Source organism: Acidimicrobiales bacterium, from assembly GCA_033344915.1.
Classification (GTDB): domain Bacteria; phylum Actinomycetota; class Acidimicrobiia; order Acidimicrobiales; family Aldehydirespiratoraceae; genus JAJRXC01.
Window position 1 is genome coordinate 1,495,509 of the sequence record JAWPML010000001.1, and the last position, 25,952, is coordinate 1,521,460.

The window sequence follows — 25,952 nt, forward strand, 5'->3', positions numbered from 1 at the left end:
AGGAGGAGTCGGTTGCGATTCGCAACCGACTCCGGGGCTCAGAAACTGAAGACGTGCGTGGCGTGCCAACCGCCGTCGTCGGACTGCCAGAAACCCACGCCGATCAGCTCGTAGTCGGCGCGCGTCATGTTCGCGTAGTGCCCGGGGCTGTTCGTCCACAGCTCGTGCATCTTCTCCGCGGCAGCCTCGGGCGTGGCGTAGCCGGCGCTCCACCAGGCGATGTTCTCGCCGTAGGGCAGGTTGCTGTGCTGGAAGTTGCCGGTGTCGTCCATGGTGAAGGACCACTCGCGGGCCGCCGCGTCCATGGCCCCGTTGCGGGTCAGGGGGTCGAGGCCCAGACCGGTCCGCAACTGGTTCAGGAGCTGGAACGAGCGCGCTTCCGCTGCGGCCAGCTGACCGTCCGCGGAGTCGCAGTACCCGTCGCCCGTCAGCGCGACCGACGGCTCGCCGGCAACGCGGTAGAGGAACGTGGCGACCTCACCGCGGGTGACGTTGCGATGCGGCGAGAAGGTCGACGACGATGTGCCCGTCGTGATGCCGTTGGCGACCATCCAACCGACGGCCGCCGCGAAGAAGTCGTCCGGATCGACGTCGACGAAGTTCTCCTCGCCGCCGGGCGGTTCGCCGGCGACGCGGTGCAGGAACGTCGCGACCTCACCCCGGGTCACCGGCCGATCGGGGGAGAAGGTGTTCGGCGTGGTGCCGGTCGTGATGTCGTTCTGGGCCATCCAGCCGACCGCGTCCGCGTAGAACGCGTTGGAGGCGACGTCGGCGAAGTCGGCTTCGCCCCCCGCCGGCTCGCCCTCGGCGCGGTGGATGAACGTGGCGAGCTGGGCCCGGGTCGTGTCGGCATCCGGCGAGAAGCACCCCTCGGAGGTGCCGGACGTGATGTCGTTGTCGACCATCCACTGCACGGCGTCGGAGTAGAAGCGGTCGTCGGGAACTCCACCGAACCCCGCGATCGCGCCGGCGGGGCCGACGGCGGCCACGAAGACCGCGAGCGCGACGACGGCCCGTACTGCGGTTCGCTGACTCCGTCGCATGGCTCACCCCTCTGGACGCGCGTCGTTCCATGAGTGTTCGGCCCGTGCAACACCAAGCTTTATCAGATTCGGGAGGCCGACCCGCGGCGCCCGGTCAGTCCGCCGGCTCGTCGTCCGCGTCGAGATCGCCCGCCGCGGCCAGGGCACCGGCGAGGAAGGCGGCACGCTCGTAGACCATGCTGAACCAGTGTTCGGCCGCGGTCTCGTTGCCCGTCAGCGGTGGCCGGCCGAGCGAGGTGAGCACGGCCCGCACGTCCGGACTGTGACGCAGCCCGTCGATGCGTTCGGGAAGGGCATCGCTGTCCCCCCAGAACTCCACCGGATCGACCTTCGGCTGCGCCTTCTTCGCCTGGTTGCGATTGGTGTTCTTCGCGCCACCCGAGTTGGAGGCGTTGCCGCCCCGCTTGCGGGACCGGCTGCGCTTGCGACGAGGTGCGGGCTGGTTCATGCGTCGACCTCCTCGACATCCGCGTCGAGGGACTCGCCCTCGACGTCGAGCAGGGCGCCCGCATCGATCCCGAGCGCCTGCTGGAGTTGCGCCGCGTCGAGATCACCGATCGAGCTCGACTTGGGCAGCGTGATGTCGGCGATCTGACGCTTGCCGGCGACGACCTCCTCGACCCGCTCGTCGATCGTGCCGGGGCAGACGAGGCGATGACAGATGACCGTGCTCTCCTGACCGATCCGCCACACGCGGTCGCGGGCCTGATCCTCGACCGCCGGATTCCACCAGCGGTCGTAGAGCACGACATGGTTCGCGGCCGTGAGGTTGAGGCCCGTGCCGCCGGCCTTCAGCGAGAGCACCATCGCACCCGCTCCGGGCGACTTCTGGAACTCGTCGACCATGCGGTCACGCGCGCCTCGTCCGAGACCACCGTGGTAGCAGTCGATCTTCTTGCCGGTCCGCTCGGTGAGATACCCCGCCAGTGTCTCGCCCCAGGTGGCGAAGTGGGTGAACACGAGGACCTTCTCGTCCGCCGCGAACACATTGTCGATGATCTCGTTGAGCCTGACCAGCTTGCCGGATCGCCCCTCGATGCCGTTGTCGTCCGCCCGGTAGTTCACCGGATGGTTGCAGATCTGCTTGAGGGCGGTGATCGCCGCCAGCACGGCACCCTTGCGCTCGGGCGTGCCGGGCTCCTTCTGCTCGGACTCGGCGATGAGGGAGTCGACGACCGCCTGGTAGAGGCCGATCTGTTCGGGCGTCATCGCACAATGATCGAGCTCGTCGATGCGGTCGGGGAGTTCGGCCGCGATCGCCGGTTCGGCCTTGGTCCGTCGGTAGACGAGGATGCCGTTCAGCGCCCGCAGCGCCTGCTCGCCGTCGTTCGACGCCAGCGAGTTCTGCTTCTCCGGGGTGAGCTGGGAGATGAACGCGGCGCGGGGCCCGAGCAGGCCCGGGTTCGCCCAGTCGAGGATCGCCCACAGATCGCCGAGACCGTTCTCGATCGGCGTGCCGGTGAGCGCCACCCGGGTCTTTGCGTCCAGCCGCCGGAGCTCCTTGCTGGTCTCGGCCGCCGGGTTCTTGATCGCCTGCGCCTCGTCGATCACGACCTTGCCCCAGGCGTACTCGGACAACTGGTCCATGTCGCGCACCGCCGTGCCGTAGGTGGTGATCACGAGATCCGCGCCGCGGACCGCCCGGCCCAGCGCAGGCCCCTTGGCCCGGGAGGCCCCATGGTGGACGACGACCTTCAGGTCGGGCACGAAGTTCTTCGCCTCGGATGCCCAGTTGCCGACGACCGCCGGGGGAGCGATGACGAGGCTGGTGCCCTGGTCACGACCGGCGTAGAGACTCGCCAGCGCGGTGGGGGTCTTGCCGAGGCCCATGTCGAGCGCCAGACATCCGCCCAGGCCGGCGCTGTCGAGGAAGTCGAGCCAGGCGAGGGCGTCGGCCTGGTAGCTCCGCAGCTCGCCCGAGAACCCCTCAGGGGTGGTGGTCGGCGCCTCGGGGAGCGACTCGACGCTGCGGAGCAGGTCGGCGGCCCAACCGGCGCCCATGATGCTGACGCCGCCGGCGAGCGGCGAGCCCTCGAGCCCGAGCGCATGCCGCAGCATCTCCGCGCCGGTGAGGCGGGTCTGATCGGCCCGTTCGGCGAGCGCGGCGGCGGCCTCCGCGAGGTCGGCCTTGTCCAGCTCCACCCACTGTCCGCGGGACTTCACGAGCGGGCGGGCCTCCGCCGCGAGCTTGGCGATCTCGGCCGCGGTCAACTCGACCTCGTCGAACACCGCCGACCAGCGCACGTCGGCCAGCTGTTGGGCGCCCACGGCACTGTCGTCCGCCTCCGAGGTGAGACGCAGCGATGCGACGGCCTTCTGGCGACGAAGATCCGGCACCCGCACGTCGAATCCGGCGGCGGTCAACACGTCGCCCGAATCGGTCATGAGGTTCCAGGCTTCGTCCTGGCTCAGCATCACCTCGCCGCGGCGGCGGCCGCCGAGCCGCAGGAGCTCGGGGAACAGGCGTTCGAGACGAGCCAGCTGGGCCGCCATCTGCTTCGCCCGGGTCTTGCTTCCCGTCGTGACGGCGACCTCGACGGGTTCGAGTCCACCGTCCTCCGCCGGCGCCAGCACCGAGACGTGCCATGCACCCATCTCGTCGGGCGGGTCGAGCTGCACGACGAGCCGCTGTCCGGTTGCGCCGACGACCGGCTGGGCCCACTGGGTCATCCGCCGGACGAGCTCGCCGCCCGCCTTGGCCGGTGCGACGAACGCCTCGCCGGCGAGCAGGCAGAGGGCCGTCTCCGCGACATCCTGCTTGGTGCGGATCTCGGGTGGCGCGGCCGGACTCTCGATCTGGCCGGCCGCGAACCCGACGATCGCGTCCACCAGGTCGGTCAGTGCCGCCATGGCGAACTTGGCCTTGTCCTGCTCCCGACTGCCGAGCATCGCCGCGCCCGGCACGCTCGAGGCGAGGCCGTCGAGGACGTCGTCGTCCACCAGGGCAGGCAACCAACGCATGCGGAACGTGCCCTGATCCGGCGCGGCCGGGTCCTTCCGCCGTCGCTTCTGCTGGATCAGCTGGGGGGCGTAGCGGCCCTGCATGACCAGCTCGATCGCCACGGCCGTGGCGAGACCCATCCAGGTGACGCTCGCGCCGACCCGGTCGTCATCGGCCGTACCACCCAGCGGGGCCAGCCAGCCCAGCACCTTCTCGATCGGCGCCGACACCGTCGCGACCCGCCCGTTGCCGGGGATCTTCACGGTGGCGCGCTCGTCCCAGTCGTCCACGACGCCGCCGAGATCCCGGATCCGTTGGAGCACCTGATCGTCGGTCTCCGGCCGCTGTCCCGCGCCGCTCGCCCACGCGACGATGCGCCCGTCCGAACGGGACAGATGCAACTGCACGTCGCCCACGAACGCCGGCGCCGGGCCGCCGCCCCGACCCTCCTGGACCGGCTGGAGCTCTGCCTCCGCCGCGGCCCCCACGACCTCGGTGAGGACCTCGTCGATGCGCCAGCAGTCGGCGTCGAGGTCGGCCAGCACGACCGCCCGCTCGGCGCCACGGAGGTCGCGACGCGCGGACGCGAGCCGGGCCTCCGCCTCGTCGAGGAGGCGGTACAGGCTCGCGGCCCACGCGCTGTCGCGTTGTTTCAGATAGTCGATTTGTTCGTCGGTCGCCTGACCGTCGAGATGGATCTGCACCAGTCGGTCGAGCTCACTCGACGTCAGGACGACCCCGTCGTTGTTGGTAACGGTTCTCTCCTACGGGAAACGGGGAGCAGGACTGCCCCCTGGCGGAAAGCATCGCCGTCGGTCATCCGCGCGGGATGGCGCCTGACGGTGCCGCCGATGCCGGACCCGTCGTCCCCATCGGCTCCCGTGATGCCAATCGGCGTCACCGGGTTCGACATCAAGTGTAGGAGGAGTCGGGCGGACTCCCTCCTACGCCTGCTCTCCGCTACTGGGGAGCCTTCGGCTCTCCGCTACTGGGGAGCCTTCGGCTCCTTGGGCAGGCCGAGCACCATCTCGCCGAGGATGTTGCGCTGGATCTGCGACGTCCCCGCGTAGATCGTGCCCGCCCGGGCGTTGTAGAACGCGCCGACCCAGCTCGCGGAGTTGTTGCCCGAGCCGGCCTGGTCGCCCCAGAACGCCGTCGACGGCCGCTTCCCCTCGGGCGTCATCGCCGCCGCGCCGAGGATGTCCACCGCCAGTTCGGTGATCCGCTGGTGGTACTCGCTCCAGTAGATCTTGAACATCGACTCCGTCGGCCCCGGCACGCCTCCGGCCAGGAAGTTCGTCAGGGACCGCTTGCCGAGATAACCCATGATCTCGACCTCGACATGGATCCGGGCGAGTCGGTCACGCAGGACGGGATCCGCGGAGGCCCCCGTCTCCTTCGCGAACGCCAGGAGCTTCTCCGCCTCGGCCTTGAACATGATCGGCATCGTGGCCGCGGCCTCGCCGCGTTCGTAGCCGAGCAGGGTCATCGCCACGGCCCATCCGCCGTTGACCTCACCGACGACATTGTCCTTGTGGGTGCGGGCATCGTCGAAGAACGTCTCGTTGAAGTCCGAGTCGCCCGAGAGCATCTCGATCGGCCGCACCTCCACACCCTCCTGCTCCATCGGGCACAGCACGAAGCTGATGCCGCGATGCTTCGGCGCGTCGGGATCGGTCCGGCAGAGCACGAAGATCCAGTTCGCGGTCATGCCGGCGGACGTCCAGATCTTCTGGCCGTTGATCACCCATTCGTCGCCGTCGAGCTGCGCCCGACAGCCGAGCCCGCCGAGATCGGAACCGGCGTCCGGCTCGGAGTAGCCCTGACACCACACGTCCTCGCCGCTGATGATCCGGGGGAGGAAGTGCGTCTTCTGCTCGGGCGTTCCCCACTGGAGGATCGTGTTGCCCACCATCTGGATGCTGAACGAGTCGTTCAGACCACCCGTCGGCACGCCGGCGCGCTGGAACTCCTCGGCCAGCACGACCTGTTCGAGCTCGCTGAGTCCACCGCCGCCGTACTCCGTGGGCCAGGCGGGCGCGAGATACCGGTTGTCGGCCAGTGTGCGCCGCCACTCCTGGGTGAACGCCTCGGCCTCCTCGGCCTCGAGGGCGCCGATACCGGCCCAGCTCGACGGAAGCTTCTCCGCCAGGAACGCCTGGATCTTCTCGCGGAAGGTCTCGGCATCGGCGCTGTACGACGGGTCCATCAGCTCTCTCCCGACGTCATCGCCTCGGCCTTCGTGCCGAGCGCACTGAGCAGCTCGTCGAAGCTCTTCTCGAAGGCGGCGACCCCCTCGTCCTCGAGCTGCTGCGTGACGTCGTCGATGTCGATGCCCACCGCCGCCAGGTCCGCCATCACCGCGCGAGAGGCGTCCACGTCCGCGTCGATCGTGCGGGCGATCGTGCCGTGGTCCTCGAACGCCTCGATGGTGCTGTCGGGCAGGGTGTTCACCGTGTCCGGACCGATCAGCTCGTCGACATAGAGCGTGTCGGGATAGTCGGGGTTCTTCGTGGACGTCGATGCCCACAACGGGCGCTGCACCCGCGCTCCTCGCGCGACCAGCGCGTCCCAACGGTCACCGGTGAAGGTCTCGAGGAACAGGGCGTAGGCGAGCTTGCCGTTCGCCACCGCCGCCTTGCCCTGCAACGCCAACGCCTCGGGCGTGCCGATCTCCTCCAGGCGACGGTCCACCTCGACGTCGAGACGACTGATGAAGAAGGAGGCGACGCTCGAGATGTCGGCGAGGTCACCCTCGGCCTGCTCGAGCCCTGCGATGTACGCCTCCATGACCTCGGCGTAGCGGGCGAGCGAGAAGATGAGCGTCACGTTGATCGACCGCTTCTCGGCGATCATCTGCTGGATCGGCGCCAGGCCCTCGGCCGTGCCGGGGATCTTCACGTAGAGGTTCGGCGCCGACAGCTGCTCGTGGAGCGCCCGCGCCGCGGCCTCGGTTCCGGGGGTGTCGCGGGCGAGTCCCGGGTCCACCTCGACGGACACATAGCCGTCGAGCCCGTCGGACTCGTCGTAGACGGGTCGAAGGATGTCGAGGGCGGCGCGGATGTCGCTGGTCACGAGGCGCCAATACGACGCCTCGACGTCGAGGCCGTTCGAGATCGCCGTCGAGAACTCCTCGTCGTACTCGGCCGAACCCTGGATCGCCTTCTGGAAGATCGAGGGGTTGCTGGTGAGGCCGCGCACACCGCGCCCGACCCACGCCTCGAGTTCGCCGCTGGTGATCCAGCCGCGTCGGATGTTGTCGAGCCAGGGACTCTGACCCTGCTCGGCGTAGAGATCGTGCAAGCGGGTCATGGATTCTCCAGCGTCAGGAATCGATCAGGGCTCGGGCCCGGGCGACGACGTTGTCGGCGTTGATCCCGAGCTTCTCCAGCACGGTATCGCCCGGAGCGGACGCACCGAAGCGCTCGATGCCGACGACGTCGTCGACCCATCGATGCCAGCCCATGGTGGCACCGGCCTCGACGGCGAGCGACGGCGTCGCGGCGGGGATGACGGCGTCACGGGTGTCGGCGTCGGCCGCGGCGAAGAGTTCCCAACACGGCATCGACACGACGCGGGCGGCGACGCCCGACGCGGCCAACGCGTCGGCCGCGTCCACGCAGACCGCCACCTCGCTGCCGGTGCCGACGAGGGTGATCGCCGCATCCGGCGCGTCCCGCAGGACGTAGGCGCCCTGCGCCACGCCGTCGGCCGAGGTGCCCTCGAGCACCGGCACGTTCTGGCGGGTCAGGATCAGGGCGGTCGGACCGCCGGACTCGATGGCGATCCGCCACGCCGCGACGGTCTCGTTCGCGTCGGCCGGTCGGATCACCCGCAGGTCGGGAATCGCCCGCAGCGACGCGATCTGCTCGACCGGCTGGTGGGTGGGGCCGTCCTCCCCGACACCGACGGAGTCATGACTCCAGACGAAGATCGCCCGGGCTTCGGACAGCGCCGCGAGCCTGACTGCGGCGCGCATGTAGTCGGCGAAGACCAGGAACGTGCCGACGACGGGGATCGCCCCGCCGTGCAGAGCCATGCCATTCGCGATCGCGCCCATGGCGTGCTCGCGCACACCGAAGTAGATCTGGCGCCCACCCGGGTTCGCGGCCGAGAACACGCCTTCGTCCTTGATGACCGTGCCGGTGTTGCCGGTGAGGTCCGCGCCACCGCCGGTCAGGCCCGGCACGACCGGCACCAGCGCCTGCAGCACACCGTTGGACGCCTTGCGGGTGGCGACGGACTCGCCGACCGCGAACGAGGGGAGCGCGTCCTCCCAACCGGGGAGGCCGTTGCCGCTGAGCTGGGCCTCGAGCATCGTGCGGTCGCCGCTGAAGGCGGCCACGCGCCCCTCCCACGCCGAACGGGCCTCCGCGCCGCGCAGACCGAGTTTGCGGTACTCGTCGAGGACATCGTCGGGCACGTGGAAGGTCTCGTCCGCGGGCATGCCCATGATCGACTTGGTGGCCGCGATCTCCTCATCGAAGATCGCGTAGCCGTGAGCGTCGGCGGTGTTCGCCGACTCGGGCGCGGGGGTGCCGATGATCGTGCGCACGACCACGAGGCTCGGCCGGTCGGTGACGGCCATGGCCCGACGGACGCCCGCCTCGAGCGCGTCCAGATCGTCGCCGACCTCGCCCAACTCCTCCACGTGCCAGCCGTAGGCGCGAAAGCGGGTCGCCGCATCGTCGGTGAGCGCGAGCTCCGTCTCGCCGTCGATGGTGATGTGGTTGTCGTCGTAGCAGAGTACGATCTTGCCGAGGCCGAGATGGCCGGCGAGCGACGCGGCCTCGTGGCTGATGCCCTCGGACAGGTCGCCGTCGCCGCAGATGCCGAAGACGTGGTGATCGAAGATCTCCGCGCCGTAGCGGGCCCGGAGCTGGGCTTCGGCGATCGCCATGCCGACGATGTTCGCCACGCCCTGCCCCAGCGGGCCGGTGGTGACCTCGACGCCGGCGGTGTGGCCCACCTCCGGATGACCCGGCGTGGCCGAACCCCACTGGCGGAAGTCCTTCAGGTCGTCGAGCGACAACCCGAACCCGGCGAGGTGGAGCAGGGAGTACTGGAGAATCGACGCGTGGCCGGCGGAGAGCACGAAACGGTCGCGGTCGATCCAGTCCGGCCGGGCCGCGTCATAGGTCATGACCCGGCTGTAGAGCACGTGGGCGAGGGGAGCGAGGGCCATCGCCGTCCCCTGATGGCCGGAACGGGCGGCGTGGGGCGCGTCCATGGCGAGGCCGCGGATCGTGCTCACGGCACGCGCGTCGAAATCGGTCATCGGTCCTCCCGGTCCTGCCAACGGGTCGGACCCTATCCGCGTGGCGCCGCGACGGTTCGGATGTTCGGCACCTCGAAACCGCCCTTTCGTCCTCATTGGCAGGGTTTCGCTCGCGAGCGACGCTCGTCAGTTTTGCTTGACAAGGCGTCGCCGTTGTCAACCAATACTGACGACCGACGCATCTCCTCGTCCGAGAGTCGCCGGTTGCGTCAAGCCTCGACAGCGGGATTTCACCCGTAGAAGAGGAGGACGGACGCCGTGAATCCGTGGACGTGGTTCTCGCCGCGGATCGGGCCGATCTCCCCGGCGCAGAACATGCCGGCGAGCGCACCGCGGTTGACCGCCTCGCTCACCAGTTCGGCGTCGTGATCCGGCTCGCCGAACATCGCCGTGCCCCGTCCGTTGCAGGTGAAGACCAGCGCAGCATCGGCGTCGACGCCGCCCAGCAATCCGACCAGATCCGCGTCCGCACTGCCCGCGTCGCGCACGTGGAACTGGAGCGTCGTGCCGACCGGCGCGTGATCGCCGATGCGCACACCCTGGCGATCGGCGTCGCTGCCGAGCACCGCCCGGATGAGGAAGTCCCCGGGCCCGAAGTCCGCCGCGGACTCGTCGACGACGAGCCCGACGTGGAGACCCCGTGACAACAGCATCCGGTCGTGGTCGTCGGCGTCGTCGATCAGCTCCCGCAGCCGATCGAGCGCAGGCCGGAAGCCGAGCCCGGTGACCAGATTGCCGTCGGACGCGGTGACGATGAGCGGTTCGCCGACCGGCCGACAGCCCTGCGAGACGACGGTCGGGGTGTCGAAGCCCTCGGGGAGCAGCAGCCCGACGGCACCGTCGTCGTGGATCTCGCCCTGGACCAGGAGGCGGTTCATGCCGGGGCCACCAGAACTCGCCATTCCGCCGACGACCGTGAGATTCGGGTACTGGTCGTTGCTCGCCCGCACGAAGGCCTCGGTGGGGAAGGAATGGGGATCCGTGAGCAGCACGAGCGTGCGCTGTCCGACCGCCGCCTCGTCGGGCATCCCGACCACCGCCGTGCCGTCCGGGGATCGAACGGTCTCCAGCCGTACAGCCTCCGCATCCCCGACGTGGCCGGCCCACACCGAGACGGCCCCGACCTCCTCCACCTCCGTCGCTCCGCCGATGACACCACCCGCCGACGTGCCGCAGAAGGCGACCGGACGCAGGATCGCGTGCACGGCCGCGGCGATGTCGTCGATCGCGGCGACATGCGGACCGGTGACGAACAGGAACGCCACATCGACACCGGGCCCGACGGCGTCCAGCACCGCGCCGGCGGCCTCGGCGACCGCGTGGGCGGGATCCGGATGCTCGGACACCGCGGCGCCGAAGGTGGCGGTGCCCGCCGGGGTCACACTCAGTCCTCGGTGGGCGGCAGGAGGGTGTACGGGACCGTCGTGTGCGGCCCCTGCCCGATCCGACAGCGAGCCTCGATCGACCCGTACTCGGTGAACTCGAGCTCGGCCCGCACCAGGCGGTAGGTGAACTTGCCGGGCTCCACGTCGAAGGGTTGCACGTTGCGGGCGATCTGCTCCTCGCCGCGGTGGAAGGTCACCTCGAGCACACCCTGGCCCGCGGCCTCCTCCGGACACCGGACGATCACACACAGGTGTGGCGCCCACGTGAGCGGGACCGGGGTGGGCGCGGCGGCACTGAACTGGATGCCCTTCAGGTCGATACGGGTCGAGGGCCCGGCGACGGGGCGGAGATCGATCTCGTCGATGAACAACGCCGAGACGATCTCCATGTCGGTGGACGGCGCGGGGGTCATGCGCGCACGCTATCGGGGCCCGCCCCGTGCATCCCACTACGCTGCGGCCCGTGAGCAGCGCGGCCGAGTCGACCTCGGACCTCTCGACCCGGGACACCATCGTGGTCGAAGCGCGCCGTCTCTTCGCCGAACGCGGCTTCGACGGCACCTCTCTCAACGACATCGCCGCGGCGGTCGGGGTGCGTCGGCAGAGTCTGCTGCACCACTTCCCGTCGAAGGAGGCGATGTACCGCGAGGTCTTCGAGCGGGCCCTCGGCGAGTGGTACGAGCGGGTGGAGTCGGCCGTGAGCCTGTCGACCGCCAGCGGATGGGAACAGGTCGACTTCGTGCTCACCGCCGGCTTCGACTTCTTCATGAGCAATCCGGACTTCGTGCGCATCGTACGCCGCGAGGCACTCGCCGAAGAGGGGACCGGCCACATCGAGTTGGGGGTCGCCCTCCAGCCGCTTTTCGCCCGCGCCGTCGAGTACTTCGAACGGGAGATGGCGGGCGGCCGCTTCCGCCGCCACGATCCCGAACAGCTCCTCCTCACCGGCTACGGCGCCCTGCTGTCCTACTTCTCCGACGTTCCCTTCATCGCCGATCTGCTCCTGCGCGACCCGCTGAGTCCCGATGCGCTCGACGCCCGGCTGACCCATGTTCGTGACCTGTTCCGTGCCGCGCTGGAGCCCACGGCGCGCTGATCCCGGCCCGCGGCGCAACCCGCGGGCATTCGCCGCCTAACCTGCCCCCAACATGCGTCGGCTCTTCCTTCCCGCCTTGGTGCTCGCCGTGGTCATCGCCGCATCGATCCTCGCGGGTCGGGCGAACAACGCGGCCGACCCGGGCAACGGCAGCGGTGCCGCCACCGAGCCCGCGCTCAACACCCCACTGTTCAGCGCGCGGCGGGCACCGGAGTGGCTCCGCCAGCCGACGACCGACGGCCTGCTGGAGCGGGGAGTCAGCAACGCGCTCTCGTCACTCGCCGCCGACTCGGTCCACTGTCTGTCCGTGCATCGCGACGGCGAGCCGATCGCGGAGATCAACTCGACGGACGCGCTGATCCCCGGGGATCTGCTGCGGCTCGTCACGGTCGCAGCCCTCGACACGATCTCGCCGAACGGCGGTGGCTTCACCACGGAGATCGTCCGCGACGCCGACGCCGCGGTCGTGGACGGCGTGCTCGACGGCGACCTCTATCTGATCGGCGGCGCGGACCCGGTCCTGTCCACGGCTGCCTTCGTCGACCGGTTCGACGACGACCGGGCATCGACGTCGGTGGCCGAACTGGCGGTCGCGGCCGTGGAGGCCCTCGGCCGGGACGGGATCACGGCCGTCGACGGCGCGATCGTCGGCGTCGATCAGAAGTACGACAGCGACCGGGCGTCGAACACGCTCTCCACCGGCGAGAACGTGTGGACCGCGGCCGAGATCGCGTCGAACACCGTGGGCCGGACGGACGGCCTCCTGCTCGACAACGGATTCGAGAGCTTCGATCCCGAGACCCCCGACCCGGGCGCCCGGGTCCGCACGTCCGACCCCGAGGCGCACGCCGCCGACGCGCTCACGGCCTGGATCGAGTTCGGCGGAATCGACGTGACCGGATCAGCGCGCAGCGGCGGGGCGCCCGACATCGCCCAGCGCGCCGCGGTCGCATCGATCGAGTCACCCCCGCTCGTGGACATCGCGCGACGCGCCCTCGTCGACGCGACCACGGCCGAGATGCTCTACCGCGAGCTCGCGGTACGCGCCGGTTGGCCGGGCGACCTTCCGCTCGGTGCCGCGATCAACGTCAGCGGCGCGCTCGTCGAGGCCGGGCTGATCCCGGAGGACGAGGTCGGCAATTTCCCCACGTGGGACGGCTCGGGTCTGTCGCTGCGCAGCGCCTCCCAGTGCCGGGCGCTGGCCGACATCCTCGATGGTGACGCCGGGCCGCTCTCCACCGGGGCCCTCACCGGCGTCGTCAGTGACGGCATCTCGGCCTGCGTCCCCAGCACGATCGCGTCCCTCGACGTCATGGCGTCCGCCCGACCCGAGGTCACCGCGGTGGCCGGTCGAGCCACCGCCTCCAACGGCGACGAGCTCACGTTCTCGCTGCTGGTGAACTGGTCACCGGGCGAGGACGGGTCGCTCGCCGAGCGCACGGTGTGCGACGACGTCGTGGCGGCGCTGCTCGACGCGATCGGCGAACACCCGGGCGGCCCGGACCTCGCCGAGATCGCGCCGCTCCCGGTCACCGACGAGGAGTAGCCGTGTACGAGCTGCCGATGTTCCCGCTGGAACAGACGGTGCTGCCGACCGCGGTCGTCCCCCTGCACCTCTTCGAACCGCGGTACCGCCAGTTCGCCCGCGACGTCACCGCTCGTGACGAGCCGGACTTCGGCACGGCCCCGATCGAACGGGGACGCGAGGTCGGCGGCGACGACGTGCGCGCCGATGTGGGCGTCGTCGCCCGGATCATCCAGCACGAGGAGTTCGACGACGGCCGATGGGGTCTCGTCGCTTCGGCGACCCGCCGCATCCGGGTGGTCGAATGGTTGCCGGACGATCCGTATCCGCGGGCCCTGGTCGAGGACTGGCCCGACGCCGACGCCGACGCCTACCGCGACGCGATCGACGTCGCGGACCGGGCCGGGCTCGAGGCCGGCGTCGAACGGATCCGGGCCGCCGCCGGCCGTCTCCAACCAGGTCGGGCCATTCCGGAGATCGTCCTGGCGGAGGACCACGCCCAGGCGATCTGGCAGGCGGCGGTCGTTGCCCAGCTCGGCCCACTCGACGGCAGCGACCTGCTCGCGGTGCCGGGCGTGGCCGCTCGACTCGAGCGGGCGGTCGCGCTGATCGGCGAACGGGCCGAGATGCTGGAGGCTCTGGCCGACGAGCGCGGATAGGGTGGCGCCCCGATGGCTGAACGAACGAACGAACGCCAGGGACTCGCCGACGTCCTCGATCTGGTCAAGGCCTACGCGCGCCAGGAGACGGTCGAACCGCTCCAGGGCATGGGCCGATGGGTCGGCATGGGGATCGCCGGCAGCGTGCTGCTGATGCTGGGCGGGATCTCGCTCACGCTGGCCATGCTCCGGGTGCTCCAGGAGGAGACCGGTTCCAACTTCACGGGCAACCTCTCGTGGGCGCCCTACCTTCTCACCCTCGTCGCCGCGCTGTTCATCGTCGGATTGCTGGTGTGGCGGATCACGAAGCGGAGTCTCTGATGGCCCAGCAGACCACCCCCATCACCCGGGACGAGATCCACGAGAGCGTCCGCTCCGTCGTGGGCGAGGTCCAGGACCAGGCCGAGGCGACGGCGCGCAAGCTGCTCCCCGTCGCCATCGGAGGCGCAGTGATCGTGCTCTATCTGGCGTACCGGATCGGACGCCGCGTGGGCACGACCAAGTCCACGGTCGTGGAGATCCGGAGAATCTGATGGCCGGCCGCGGTTTCGGCCCCACCTACGTGAAGCGGACCATCCGCATGAACGGGATCCGCAAGGGGCTGCTCGGCGGATCGCCGCTCTGGTTGACGATCTTCGGGCTCGGTTATCTCGCCCGCTGGTCCGGGAAGGTCACCAAGCGGGGCGAGATGCCCGTCCGCTACAGCGAGCCGCTGAAGCCCGGCGAGGAGCTGGTGATCCGCCACACGACCGACCAGCGGGGGTCGAGCTGAGTGCGGGTGCTGCTGCGCAACCCGTCGCGCGAGGTCGAGATCGAGGGACCGGTCCAGGTCTCCGTGCTGCTGCGTGATCTCGACCTGAACCGCGAGTCGCACCTGGTGATCGAGGACGGCGAGCTCGTGCCCGGCGACAAGATGCTCGGCACGCACGCCACGGTCGAAGTCCGTTCCGTCATCTCCGGCGGCGCGTGATGAAGTGCCAGGTGTGCCGCGGGCCCGCCGTCATCGACGTGCGGCGCCACAACGCCAACTTCTGTGCCGAACACTTCGTGCGCCTGTGTCGCGATCAGACCCGCAAGAGCATCGACCAGTTCGCCATGCTCGACCCGGGCGACCGGGTGCTCGTGGCCGTGAGCGGCGGCAAGGACTCATTGGCTGTGTGGGACATCCTGACCGAGCTCGGCTTCGAGGCCGACGGCTTCTACATCGGGCTCGGGATCGGCGAGTACAGCGACGAGTCGCGGCGCTACGCCGAGCGGTTCGCCGAGTCGCGGGGCCTCTCGCTGGAGGTCGACGACCTCCTGCGTGACCACGGATTCGACGTGCCGAACGGCAGCCGGGCGGCCAAGCGGGCGCCCTGCTCCGCCTGCGGCCTCTCCAAGCGACACCTCTTCGACGACGCGGCGCGCCGGGGCGGCTACGACGCCATCGTCACCGGCCACAATCTCGACGACGAGGCGGCCGTCCTGATGGGCAACACGCTGCACTGGCAGGTCGACTATCTCGGACGCCAGATGCCCCACCTCCCGGCAGCCAACGGCTTTCCGAAGAAGGTCAAGCCGCTGGTGCGCCTGACCGAACGCGACACCGCGGCCTACTGCCTGCTCCGCGGCATCGACTATCTGGTCGACGAGTGCCCGATGGCCGCCGGCAACAAGCACCTGTCCTACAAGGCCGCGCTCAACGACATCGAGGTCGACTCACCGGGCGCCAAACACGCCTTCTACTTCGGGTTCCTCGATCGTGCCGCCGAGCGCTTCGCCGTACCCACGACCGACGAGTCGGGCCCACCCGTCACCCCGTGCGAACGGTGCCAGGCACCCTCGTCCAACGGCGTGTGCGCGTTCTGCCGACTCACGGAACGGGCGACCGCGGCCGTGCCGATCGAGATGGGACGCACCCGCCGCCGGGCGAAGGTGGCCTCATGAGCGCCCGCGGACCCCTGACGGCCGGCGAGCCCGTCCTGCTGATCGACCGCAAGCGCCGGCGCTACCTCATCGACCTGGCGGTCGGCGGCGAGTTCCACTCCCACTCCGGGGTGCTCCCGCACGACGACCTCATCGGCGCCGAGGAGGGAACCCTCTTCCGTTCGACCCGCGGCATGGTCTTCACCGTCCTGCGGCCCACCATCACCGACTTCGTCCTGAAGATGCCCCGGGGCGCCCAGGTCATCTACCCGAAGGACATCGGCCCGATCCTCGTCATGGCCGACATCTTCCCCGGGGCCCGCGTGCTCGAGTCCGGGCTCGGGAGCGGCGCCCTGTCGACGGGGATGTTGCGCGCCGGCGCGGAGATCATCGGCTACGAGATCCGCGACGACTTCGAAGCGAAGGCCCGCGAGAACGTCGAACGCTTCCTGGGAACGGGCGTCCGCGACCGCTACGCCACGCAGGTGCGGGACGTCTACCAGGGCATCGACGAGCAGGATCTCGACCGAGTCGTGCTCGACTTGCCCGAGCCGTGGCAGGTGGTGCCCCACGCCGAGAAGGCGTTGCGCAAGGGCGGCATCCTCCTCGCCTACACGCCGAGCATCATCCAGGCCTCCCAACTTCACGACGCGCTCGAGGAATCCCACTTCGGCTTCGCGGAGACGACCGAGGTCCTGCAACGGAGCTGGCACGTCCAGGGCAATGCCGTGCGCCCCGACCATCGCATGGTCGCCCACACCGGCTTCCTGACCCACGCGCGGCTCCTCGAGGAATGACCGGGCGTCGAGGCGATCGGCGCGCGAGCCGGCGTCTCGTCGCGACGATCGTCGGGGCGGCGCTGGTCCTGGCCGCCTGCGGAGACGCGGCATCCAGCACGGACTCGACCCTGTCGACCCCGGTCGACGCGGTCGGCGTACCGACCGACCACGGCCTGTCCGAGACCCGCCTGGCCGAGGTGATCGCGTCGACCGTCGGCATCGAGGGTGTCGCGTGTGGGCGACTGGCCCATGGGAGCGGCTTTGCCCTCACCGCCGAGCTGATCGTGACGAACGCGCACGTCATCCTCGGGATGGACGAGATCCGGGTGTTCGTCTTCGACGGCCGCGAGCTGCGGGGCGTGCCGGTGTCGTTCGATCCGGATGCGGACCTGGCGATCCTCGAAGTCGCCGACGCCGATCTCGTCCCGCTACCGCTGGCCGCGGACGCCGAGTCCGGGAGCATCGGTGCGGTGTTCGGGTGGGAGGACGGCCCCTTCCCCGACCCCACGCCCTACCGGATCGAGCGACCCGTGACCGTGCGGATCGAACGCGTGGGCGGCACCGAACGGATCGAGCGCAGGAGCTGGCTCCTCGCGGCCGAGATCGACCTGGGCGACTCCGGCGCCGCGATGGTCGATCCATCCGGCGAGGTCGTCGGCGTGACGTTCGCGACGTCCACGGCGACCCGCAGCGTGGGCTATGCGGTCCGGTCGTCGGAGATCGAGGCACTCATGGCCCGCGGCATGGACGCCAACCTGACCGTGCCGGACTGCTGACGCGCAGAAGGCGGCCCGAAGGCCGCCTTCTCACACACGAACGGGGTGGGTCAGACCTCGATGAAGATGCATTCGCCGGGGCATTCCTCGGCGGACTCGATCGTGGCTTCTTCCTGGCCTTCCTTGACCACGGCGAGGCCCTCGGGGCCGCCCGGGTCGGAGAACACCTTGTCGCCTTCCTTGACGTAGGCGAGACCATCGTCGAGAAGGGTGAACACGTCGGGAGCGATTTCCTCACAGAGACCGTCGCCGGTGCAGAGATCCTGGTCGATCCAAACCTTCATGCTTGGTGTGTTCCTTACGTCGATCGGGCGGGCGAATGGATGCCGCGCGTTCTTCAATCGTCCCGGGCACGGGACACCTTCTAGGTCGGCAGCTTAACGCCCGGCTTGAACGACCGTGGTACCCGGCCGGTGTGAAATCACTCACGCCGTCGACGGCACCGTGGGAGGCTTGCCACGGAGCGTGAGAACGCTTGGGGACGGCCCGGGGCGTCCGACGAGAGAGACACACCCGGGTCTAGGGTGGCCCCCGACCCGGACCCAACCGCCGAGCACGGGAGGACCAGTGGAGGACCAGGACGCCAAGGCCGAGATCAATCGGCTTCGCATGGTCGCTGCCGAGCTGGAGGACGAGGTCACCGCGCTGCGCCGTCGTCTCCAGGACTCCCCGAAGCGGGTGCGCACGCTCGAGGAACGGCTGCTCGAGACGAAAGGCCAGCTCAGCAAGGCCGTCTCCCAGAACGAGAAGCTCACCTACACCCTGCGCGAGGCGCGCGAACACATCTCGACCCTGCGCGACGAGGTGGACAAGCTCACCCAGCCGCCCTCCGGCTACGGCACGGTCCTCGGGGCCAACGAGGACGGCACCGTGGACGTCCACGCCGGCGGCCGCAAGATGCGCGTCGCCGTCCAGCCCGAGCTCGCCGGCGAGCTGTCCCTCGGCCAGGAAGTGGTGTTGAACGAGTCGTTCAACGTCGTCCTGGCCCGCACCCCGGACCGCACCGGCGAGGTCGCGACCCTCAAGGAGGTGCTCGCCGACGGTGAACGCGCCCTGATCGTCGGTCGCGCCGACGAGGAGCGGGTCGTCGAGATCGGCGAGGAGGTCAGGAGCGGTCCGATGCGCAGCGGCGACACCCTGCTGATCGATCCCCGGGCCGGGGTCGTCCTCGAGCGGTTGCCGCGCCCCGAGGTCGAGGATCTCGTGCTCGAGGAGGTCCCCGACGTCAGCTACGCCGACGTGGGCGGACTCGACACCCAGATCGAGGAGATCACCGACGCGGTCGAGCTCCCGTTCGTCCACAGCGCCCTCTTCCAGGACTACGACCTGCCCGCGCCGAAGGGGGTCCTGCTCTACGGTCCGCCCGGTTGCGGGAAGACCCTGATCGCCAAGGCCGTGGCGAACTCCCTGGCCAAGAAGGTCGCCGAGGTCTCCGGCGACAAGCAGGCCCGCAGCTTCTTCCTGAACATCAAGGGCCCCGAGCTGCTCAACAAGTATGTCGGCGAGACCGAACGTCAGATCCGGCTCGTGTTCCAGCGGGCCCGGGAGAAGAGCGAGGAGGGATGGCCGGTCATCGTCTTCTTCGACGAGATGGAGTCCCTGTTCCGCACGCGGGGGAGTGGCATCAGCTCCGACATCGAGTCGACCATCGTGCCCCAGCTGCTCGCCGAGATCGACGGCGTCGAGACCCTCCGCAACGTCATCGTGATCGGTGCCTCGAACCGCGAGGACCTGATCGATCCCGCCATCCTGCGTCCGGGCCGCCTCGACGTGAAGATCAAGATCGAGCGGCCCGACGAGGACGCTGCGGCCTCCATCTTCGGCCGTTATCTCACGCCCGACCTCCCGATCGACGAGGACCTCGTCGAGACCGCGGGCGGCGGCGATCCCGGCAAGGCCGTGCAGGCCATGATCGAGGACACCGTCCGCGAGATGTACCGGTCCGACGAGGCCAACCGGTTCCTCGAGGTGACCTATCAGAACGGCGACAAGGAGGTCATGTACTTCAAGGACTTCTCGTCCGGCGCCATGATCGAGAACATCGTGCGCCGCTCCAAGAAGCTCGCGATCAAGCGGGAGATCGCCGGGGGACCCCGCGGCATCCGCACCGACGACCTCCTGGCCTCGATCCGTCAGGAGTTCAAGGAGCAGGAGGATCTCCCGAACACCACGAACCCGGACGACTGGGCGAAGGTGTCGGGCAAGAAGGGCGAGCGGATCGTCTACGTCCGAACGCTCATCCACACCGACGACGACGAGTCGGGCGGCAAGTCCATCGACTCCGTGGCCACCGGGCAGTACCTCTAGGTCCGGCGACCGCGGCCGATCGGACTCAGCATGAGTGACGCCACCTCGACCGCACGCCTCTACGAGGAGGCCGCGGCCAATGTCGAACAGGCCGCCGCGGCGATCGACATGGACCCGAAGGTGCGTCAGATCCTGTCGCGCCCGATGAACGAGCTCATCATCAACTTCCCCGTCCAGCGCGACAGTGGCGACTACGACATGATCCAGGGCTACCGCATCCAGCACAACAACGTGCTCGGGCCCTACAAGGGCGGCGTGCGCTTCCACCCCGGCGTGGATCTGGACGAGGTGCGCGCCCTCGCCACCTGGATGACCTTCAAGTGCGCCCTGCTCCAGATCCCGTTCGGCGGCGCGAAGGGCGGCGTGGCGGTCGATCCCCGGGACTTCACCGATGCCGAGATGGAGCGGGTCGTGCGCCGGTTCACCCACGCCCTCGGCGAGAACATCGGCCCCGAGTTCGACATCCCCGCCCCGGACATGGGCACGGATGCCCGGACCATGGGTTGGATGATGGACACCTATCTCAACAGTCGCGGACCGGGCGAACGCCAGAACGCCCGTCGGGTGGTCACCGGCAAGCCCGTGGAGCTCGGCGGGAGTCTGGGGCGCGACTCCGCCACCGGCCGGGGCGCGTGCTACGCCCTGCGCCACCTCTACGGCGAGCTCGACAAGACCCTGGCGGGGGAGACCGCGGCGATCCAGGGCTACGGCAACGTCGGTTCCCACGCGGCGTTCGCCCTCGACGAACTCGGGGTGTGCGTCGTGGCGGTCGCCGATCGCAGCGGCGCCGTCTACGACCCGACCGGGCTGGACGTCGAGAAGCTGAAACGTCACGAGATCGACCATCAGGGCGTGGCCGGTTTCCCGAGCGCGGACATGCTCACCAACGAGGAGTTCTTCGCCCTCGACGTCGATGTGCTCGTGCCGGCCGCCCTCGAAGCCCAGATCACCGCCGGCAACGTCGACCGTGTCCGGGCCCGCACCGTGCTCGAGGCGGCCAACGGCCCCGTCACCGCCGAGGCCGCGGCGGTGCTCGAACACGGAGGCGTCAACGTCGTCCCGGACATCCTCGCCAACGCCGGCGGTGTCGTCGTGTCGTACTACGAGTGGGTGCAGAACAAGACGAGCGACAAGTGGACGGCCGCCGATGTGGACGCCCGCCTGCGCGACGCGATGTGGAACGCGGCCGACCGCGTCGCACTCACCCGCGCCCAGCGGGGGTGTTCGCGCCGCCAGGCCGCCTACATCGAAGCGGCAACGCTCCTGCAGACCGTCTATGGCCTGCGGGGCATCTTTCCCTGACCTGACCGGGACGAACACCGTTCAGTGCGCGGCCGTCCTCCGCCGGCCCACGTTTCCAGGTCCTTGCCTCCTGCTGACGGATCGGTCGGGACCACTGACAAGCACGGCGGCGGTGTGTAGTGTCGTCGCGACCCAATCAGGGACCCAATGGAGGGAATCAAATGCGCAAGCACTGGCTGCTGCGGCTCACCGCCGTACTTCTCGGCCTCACACTCATCGCCACCGCATGCGGCGATGACGGCGACACCGTCGAACTCACCCAGGACGGCGGTGTCCTCGCGAAGGTCGTCGATGCCGGCACGCTCGAATGCGGCGGCAACGACACCCTGCCCGGCTTCGGCATCGTCGACGCCGACAGTGGCGCCTTCAGCGGATTCGACATCGACTTCTGCCGCGTGGTCGCGGCGGCCGTCCTCGGCGACGCCGACGCCATCAACGTCACCCCGCTCGTCGCCGCCCAGCGGTTCCCGACACTGCAGTCCGGCGAGATCGACGTCCTGATCCGCAACACCACCTGGACCGCCAGCCGTGACGGCAACGAGCAGGCCACCTTCCTGCACACGACCTTCTACGACGGTCAGGGCTTCATGGCCCGCGCCGACGGTGGCATCGCCACCCTCGACGACGTCGCCGATGCGTCGATCTGCGTGCTCCAGGGCACGACGACCCTGCTCAACCTCAACGCCGTGATGGGCGACCTCGGTATCCCGTTCACCGCCGTCGAGTTCGAGTCGAACGACGAGCTGAACCCGGCCTTCCAGGCCGGCCAGTGCGAGGTCTGGACCTCGGACGCCAGCCAGCTCGCGTCGTTCGCCGCCAACATGGACATCGACACGGTCATCCTCCCCGAGATCATCTCGAAGGAGCCGCTGGGCCCGGTCGTCGCCGACGGCGACACCGAGTGGGCACAGGTCGTGAACTGGGCGACGATGGCCACCGTGCAGGCCTGGGAGTTCGGCATCACGTCGGACAACCTGGACACCTTCACCGACAGCGAGGACTCCGGCATCCGCCGCTTCCTCGGTCTGCCCATCGAGGATGACGACGGCAACGAGGCAGTCGCCGAGGTCGGTCTCGGCCTCCCGACGGACTTCGCCTGGAACATCATCGAGCAGGTGGGCAACTACGAGGAGATCTTCAACCGCAACCTCGGACCGATCGGCCTGACCCTCGACGGCAGCCCGAACGATCTGTGGACCAACGGTGGTCTCCAGTACGTCCCGCCGTTCCGCTAGGCACGGTCGAAGCAATCTGATGGCGTGACCGGTGCGGGCCGGGGATTCCCCGGCCCGCACCGCCCGCCGTCTCCGTATTCGAACACCAGGGGGAGATCGGCTCGTGAGCCGACGCAGTGATCACGCCGGGGGAACGGCGTGAATCGACGCACCGTCAACACATGGGGCCAGACGCTGGGCCTCGCCGCGGTCGTCATGACCGTGATCATCCTCATGGGCACGTTCAACGTGGTCACCATGGCGCTCGCGCTGCTGGTCGCCGCGGTCGTGTTCTTCGTCCTACGCGCCGCCCTCGACCTGACCGGACGGGACCGGTCCGACCGGCCACCGGCCTATCGCGACGTCAAGGTCATCGCGCTCGGCGCGCAGATCTTCGCCGTCGCCGCGCTCCACACGTTCCTCGCCTACCTGTGGCAGAACTTCAAGGACCGCACGGACGACATCGGGCTGAACCTCAGCTTCGACTTCCTCGACCAGCCGGGCGGCATCACGATCGCCGACAACCCGCTCTCGGCGAACGACCAGGTCAACGAGGCCATCCGGGCCGGCTTCGAGAACACGATCCGGATCATCATCCTGGGCATTCCGCTCGCCCTCGTGGTGGGCACCCTCGTCGGCATCGCCCGCCTGTCGAGCAACTGGCTGCTGCAGAAGATCGCCACGCTCTACGTCGAGGCCTTCCGCAACATCCCGGTGCTCGTCGTCATCCTGATCGCGTGGTCCGTCTACCTCAACGCCCTGCCCCCGGCGAACGAGGGCAGCCGCAAACCACTGGGCGGGTGGTTCATCTTCAACAATTCGCGGTTCTCGTTCCCCTCAATCAAGGGGCTGGACAACTGGGAGGCCTACCGGGGCCTGATGCTGGTGGCCCTGCTGATCGCGATCGGCGTGTGGATCTGGCGCACCTACGTCTTCAACGAGACCGGCACACCCCATCGACGCACGCTCTGGTCGATCGGGACGTTCGTGGGGATCGGCGCCGTTCTCTTCGTCGCCTTCGGGGGCCCGTTCGAGGTGTCGAAGCCGTTCGTGGACGAGTCGGGCCGCATCTACACGGACGGCCTCCGCATGCAGATGCCCTTCGCGGCGATCTTCACGGGCCTCGTGGTCTACACCGCGACCCACATCTCCGAGATCGTCCGCGGCAGCATCCTCGCGGTCCACAAGGGGCAGGACGAGGCCGCCAACGCGCTGGCGTTGTCGGGGATCCAGCGCTACCGCTTCGTGATCCTGCCCCAGGCGCTGCGGATCGCGTTCCCGCCGCTGATCAACCAGTTCCTGAACTTCACGAAGAACAGCTCGCTGGCGATCGCCATCGGGTTCGCCGAGGTCACCGCGGTGATCAACAACCTCTTCGGGCAGAGCCAACCCGCACCGCAGCTCATCCTCATCCTGATGCTCAGCTATCTGGTGCTCTCGCTGATCCTCTCGGTGATCGGCAACCTCATCAACCGTCGACTCCAGCTGGTGGGGAGGTGATCTGAGATGAACCGCATCGATCACTCTGCCGACGCCGTTTCCGCGATGATCACGGCCGGCGTGGACAAGGGCGCACCTTCGACGAAGCTGCCGCCCGGCCAGTGGATGAAGAAGAACCTCTTCAACAACTGGTACAACTCGGCGATCACCGTCGTGATGGGCGCGCTCATCGTCGCGCTCCTCGTCGGGGTGGTGCAGTGGATCGCCAACACCGACTTCGCCATCATCCGCAAGTCACTGCGGCTGTTCATGATCGGCCAGTACCCACGTGACGAGCTGACTCGACTCTGGGTGTCGTTCCTGCTCATGGCGGCCACGCTCGGCTTCACGTCCGGGGCGACGGCGCACAACGCCTACGAGGACGCGCTCGAGAAGGAACTGCCGGCGGAGCGGCCGACCTGGCTGGGTCTGCTCCGACGCTTCTGGGCGATCGTGGCGATCCTGGTGTTCTTCGTGTCGTTCGCCCGCACCCTTCCCCCGTACCTGGGACTCGCCGCGGTGTTCGTCACCCTGGTGGTCACCCGTGAACTCGGCTGGCGCCTCCCACGCGCCGTGCGGGACCGCGCCCCGTTCATCGGCACGGGGCTCGGCATCACGTCGTTCCTCGCGATCGCCGGTACCGGGGGCCTCGGCCGCTGGGCCATCGGCATCCTGTTCGCGGCCTGGACCGTCTTCGAGATCGGGCGCCGCGACGTGCCGTCCGACCATCGCGGCACCGCGATCCGGGCCGGCGCCGCGCTGGTCGTGGGCGGCATCGCCTTCTTCATCGTCCACGCCCTCGGGATCGAGGGCTACGGCTGGGACGACTGGGGTGGCCTGCACCTCAACATCTTCGTCACCGTCGTGGGCCTCGGTCTGGGTCTCCCGTTCGGCATCCTGCTGGCCCTGGGTCGCCGGTCCGAACTGCCGATCATCAAGGCGGCGTCGGTGCTGTTCATCGAGTTCGTGCGGGGCGTCCCGCTGATCTCGCTGCTGCTCTTCTCCAACCTGATGCTCGGCCTCTTCTTCCCGCTGGGCAGCGAACTGCCGAGCGAGCTGACCCTGGCGATGATCGTCATCATGGGGTTCTCGGCGGCCTACATCGCCGAGATCGTCCGCGGCGGCCTTCAGTCGGTCCCCAAGGGCCAGATCGAGGCGGCCCAGGCGTCCGGTCTCTCGCCCGGCGCCGTCCAGCGCCTCGTGGTGCTGCCCCAGGCCCTGCGCAACGTGATCCCGGCGATGGTCGGGCAGTTCATCTCGCTGTTCAAGGACACCTCGCTGTTGAGCATCATCGGTGTCATCGAGATCCTCAATGTCTCTGCGATCGCCAACGCCCAGACCGAGTTCATCGGCAAGGGCCTGGCCGTCGTAACGTATCCGTTCGTGGCCTTGGCCTTCTGGGCCTTCGCGTACACGATGTCGAAAGAGTCTCGTCGCCTCGAGACCAAGCTGGGAGTTGGCACCCGATGAGTGACACAACCATCAACACCGATGCCACCGCGATCGCGGGCGACCGCGAGACGATCATCGAGCTGGAGGGCGTCGACAAGTTCTTCGGCGACTTCCAGGCGCTGACCAACATCAACATGCGCGTCGGTCTCCAGGAGGTCGTCGTCGTGATCGGACCCTCGGGTTCGGGCAAGTCCACGCTGATCCGGTGCATCAACCGCCTGGAAGAGCACAATCGGGGACGCATCGTCGTGGACGGTGTGGAGCTGACGGACGACATCCGCAACATCCAGGAGATCCGCCGCGAGACCGGCATGGTCTTCCAGAGCTTCAACCTCTTTCCCCACCTGACCGTGCTGGACAACATCACGCTGGCGCCCCGCAACGTGCGCAACATCCCGAAGTCCGAGGCCGAAGCCGACGCGATGGAACTCCTCGAGCGGGTGAAGATCCCCGAGCAGGCCCGCAAGTACCCGGGCCAGCTGTCCGGCGGCCAGCAGCAGCGGGTGGCCATCGCCCGTTCGCTCGCCATGAAGCCGAAGGTGATCCTCTTCGACGAGCCGACGTCGGCCCTCGACCCCGAGATGATCAAGGAGGTCCTCGACACGATGAAGGACCTCGCCGACGAGGGCATGACGATGATCTGCGTCACCCACGAGATGGGCTTCGCCCGCGAGGTCGCCGACCGCGTCGTGTTCATGGCCGACGGCGAGATCGTGGAGGTCGGCACCCCCGAGCACTTCTTCACGAATCCCCAGGAGGAGCGGACCAAGCTCTTCCTGAGCCAGATCCTCTGAGTTGAGACACGGGGTCA

At 69.0% G+C, this 25,952-nt stretch carries 25 protein-coding genes; 16 read left to right on the forward strand and 9 right to left on the reverse strand.

All coding sequences use genetic code 11. The features are described from left to right. Positions 1-38: 38 nt before the first annotated feature. The 8 genes from R8F63_07155 to R8F63_07190 form a co-directional block, all read right to left on the reverse strand. A complete protein-coding gene (locus tag R8F63_07155) occupies positions 39-1,043 on the reverse strand; it encodes an S-layer homology domain-containing protein (protein MDW3218376.1) in 1,005 nt (334 codons plus the stop codon). 94 nt (positions 1,044-1,137) lie between these two features. Continuing rightward, complete coding sequence (locus tag R8F63_07160) at positions 1,138-1,491, reverse strand: hypothetical protein (GenBank protein ID MDW3218377.1); 354 nt, start codon at positions 1,489-1,491, stop codon at positions 1,138-1,140. Then, positions 1,488-4,688 (reverse strand): DEAD/DEAH box helicase, encoded by a 3,201-nt coding sequence (locus R8F63_07165; GenBank protein ID MDW3218378.1) that lies wholly within the window; start codon positions 4,686-4,688, stop codon positions 1,488-1,490. The genes R8F63_07160 and R8F63_07165 overlap by 4 nt, the downstream gene beginning before the upstream one ends. Before the next feature lie 281 nt (positions 4,689-4,969). Then, the gene (locus R8F63_07170) at positions 4,970-6,193 is read right to left on the reverse strand and encodes an acyl-CoA dehydrogenase family protein (GenBank protein ID MDW3218379.1); all 1,224 of its coding nucleotides are present in this window, start codon (positions 6,191-6,193) and stop codon (positions 4,970-4,972) included. Continuing rightward, the gene (gene tal, locus R8F63_07175) at positions 6,193-7,296 is read right to left on the reverse strand and encodes a transaldolase (protein ID MDW3218380.1); all 1,104 of its coding nucleotides are present in this window, start codon (positions 7,294-7,296) and stop codon (positions 6,193-6,195) included. Before tal ends, R8F63_07170 begins: the two co-directional genes overlap by 1 nt. Before the next feature lie 13 nt (positions 7,297-7,309). After that, on the reverse strand, positions 7,310-9,262 hold the full coding sequence (tkt, locus tag R8F63_07180; GenBank protein ID MDW3218381.1) for a transketolase: 1,953 nt from the start codon (positions 9,260-9,262) through the stop codon (positions 7,310-7,312). 230 nt (positions 9,263-9,492) lie between these two features. Then, positions 9,493-10,644 (reverse strand): FIST N-terminal domain-containing protein, encoded by a 1,152-nt coding sequence (locus tag R8F63_07185; GenBank protein ID MDW3218382.1) that lies wholly within the window; start codon positions 10,642-10,644, stop codon positions 9,493-9,495. Positions 10,645-10,646: 2 nt separating this feature from the next. After that, complete coding sequence (locus tag R8F63_07190; GenBank protein MDW3218383.1) at positions 10,647-11,060, reverse strand: hypothetical protein; 414 nt, start codon at positions 11,058-11,060, stop codon at positions 10,647-10,649. 50 nt (positions 11,061-11,110) lie between these two features. On the opposite strand from R8F63_07190, the gene R8F63_07195 reads away from it, so the two are divergent. From R8F63_07195 to R8F63_07240, 10 genes are read left to right on the forward strand one after another with little or no spacing between them, the layout of a single operon-like run. Then, the gene (locus R8F63_07195) at positions 11,111-11,743 is read left to right on the forward strand and encodes a TetR/AcrR family transcriptional regulator (GenBank protein ID MDW3218384.1); all 633 of its coding nucleotides are present in this window, start codon (positions 11,111-11,113) and stop codon (positions 11,741-11,743) included. Between the two features lie 52 nt (positions 11,744-11,795). Beyond that, the gene (locus R8F63_07200) at positions 11,796-13,289 is read left to right on the forward strand and encodes a D-alanyl-D-alanine carboxypeptidase (GenBank protein MDW3218385.1); all 1,494 of its coding nucleotides are present in this window, start codon (positions 11,796-11,798) and stop codon (positions 13,287-13,289) included. A 2-nt stretch (positions 13,290-13,291) separates the two neighbouring features. Continuing rightward, positions 13,292-13,927 carry an LON peptidase substrate-binding domain-containing protein gene (locus R8F63_07205; GenBank protein ID MDW3218386.1) on the forward strand — a complete coding sequence of 212 codons (636 nt, stop codon included), beginning with the start codon at positions 13,292-13,294 and terminating at the stop codon, positions 13,925-13,927. Positions 13,928-13,939: 12 nt separating this feature from the next. Next, a complete protein-coding gene (locus R8F63_07210; GenBank protein MDW3218387.1) occupies positions 13,940-14,248 on the forward strand; it encodes a phage holin family protein in 309 nt (102 codons plus the stop codon). Next, entirely contained in the window at positions 14,248-14,460 is a 213-nt protein-coding gene (locus tag R8F63_07215; GenBank protein ID MDW3218388.1) for a hypothetical protein, read from the forward strand. Before R8F63_07210 ends, R8F63_07215 begins: the two co-directional genes overlap by 1 nt. Continuing rightward, a complete protein-coding gene (locus R8F63_07220; protein MDW3218389.1) occupies positions 14,460-14,699 on the forward strand; it encodes a hypothetical protein in 240 nt (79 codons plus the stop codon). Before R8F63_07215 ends, R8F63_07220 begins: the two co-directional genes overlap by 1 nt. Continuing rightward, the gene (locus R8F63_07225) at positions 14,700-14,897 is read left to right on the forward strand and encodes a thiamine biosynthesis protein ThiS (GenBank protein ID MDW3218390.1); all 198 of its coding nucleotides are present in this window, start codon (positions 14,700-14,702) and stop codon (positions 14,895-14,897) included. 11 nt (positions 14,898-14,908) lie between these two features. After that, complete coding sequence (locus tag R8F63_07230) at positions 14,909-15,853, forward strand: ATP-binding protein (protein ID MDW3218391.1); 945 nt, start codon at positions 14,909-14,911, stop codon at positions 15,851-15,853. Further along, positions 15,850-16,629, forward strand: coding sequence for a tRNA (adenine-N1)-methyltransferase (locus R8F63_07235; GenBank protein ID MDW3218392.1), 780 nt, complete (start codon positions 15,850-15,852; stop codon positions 16,627-16,629). The genes R8F63_07230 and R8F63_07235 overlap by 4 nt, the downstream gene beginning before the upstream one ends. Next, complete coding sequence (locus R8F63_07240) at positions 16,626-17,387, forward strand: trypsin-like peptidase domain-containing protein (GenBank protein MDW3218393.1); 762 nt, start codon at positions 16,626-16,628, stop codon at positions 17,385-17,387. Before R8F63_07235 ends, R8F63_07240 begins: the two co-directional genes overlap by 4 nt. A gap of 50 nt (positions 17,388-17,437) precedes the next feature. Here the strand turns inward: R8F63_07240 and R8F63_07245 are convergent, their stop codons facing one another. After that, positions 17,438-17,671: a ferredoxin gene (locus R8F63_07245; GenBank protein ID MDW3218394.1), complete on the reverse strand. Its 234-nt coding sequence runs from the start codon at positions 17,669-17,671 to the stop codon at positions 17,438-17,440. A gap of 283 nt (positions 17,672-17,954) precedes the next feature. Between R8F63_07245 and arc the strand changes: the two genes are divergently transcribed. From arc to R8F63_07275, 6 genes are all read left to right on the forward strand, one after another. After that, complete coding sequence (gene arc / locus R8F63_07250; protein MDW3218395.1) at positions 17,955-19,694, forward strand: proteasome ATPase; 1,740 nt, start codon at positions 17,955-17,957, stop codon at positions 19,692-19,694. 30 nt (positions 19,695-19,724) lie between these two features. Then, the gene (locus R8F63_07255; GenBank protein ID MDW3218396.1) at positions 19,725-20,996 is read left to right on the forward strand and encodes a Glu/Leu/Phe/Val dehydrogenase; all 1,272 of its coding nucleotides are present in this window, start codon (positions 19,725-19,727) and stop codon (positions 20,994-20,996) included. Positions 20,997-21,157: 161 nt separating this feature from the next. Next, positions 21,158-22,231 (forward strand): amino acid ABC transporter substrate-binding protein, encoded by a 1,074-nt coding sequence (locus tag R8F63_07260; GenBank protein ID MDW3218397.1) that lies wholly within the window; start codon positions 21,158-21,160, stop codon positions 22,229-22,231. A gap of 138 nt (positions 22,232-22,369) precedes the next feature. Beyond that, the gene (locus R8F63_07265; GenBank protein ID MDW3218398.1) at positions 22,370-23,710 is read left to right on the forward strand and encodes an ABC transporter permease subunit; all 1,341 of its coding nucleotides are present in this window, start codon (positions 22,370-22,372) and stop codon (positions 23,708-23,710) included. Between the two features lie 6 nt (positions 23,711-23,716). Next, positions 23,717-25,159 carry an amino acid ABC transporter permease gene (locus R8F63_07270; GenBank protein MDW3218399.1) on the forward strand — a complete coding sequence of 481 codons (1,443 nt, stop codon included), beginning with the start codon at positions 23,717-23,719 and terminating at the stop codon, positions 25,157-25,159. Continuing rightward, the gene (locus tag R8F63_07275) at positions 25,156-25,935 is read left to right on the forward strand and encodes an amino acid ABC transporter ATP-binding protein (protein ID MDW3218400.1); all 780 of its coding nucleotides are present in this window, start codon (positions 25,156-25,158) and stop codon (positions 25,933-25,935) included. Before R8F63_07270 ends, R8F63_07275 begins: the two co-directional genes overlap by 4 nt. Positions 25,936-25,952: the final 17 nt, after the last annotated feature.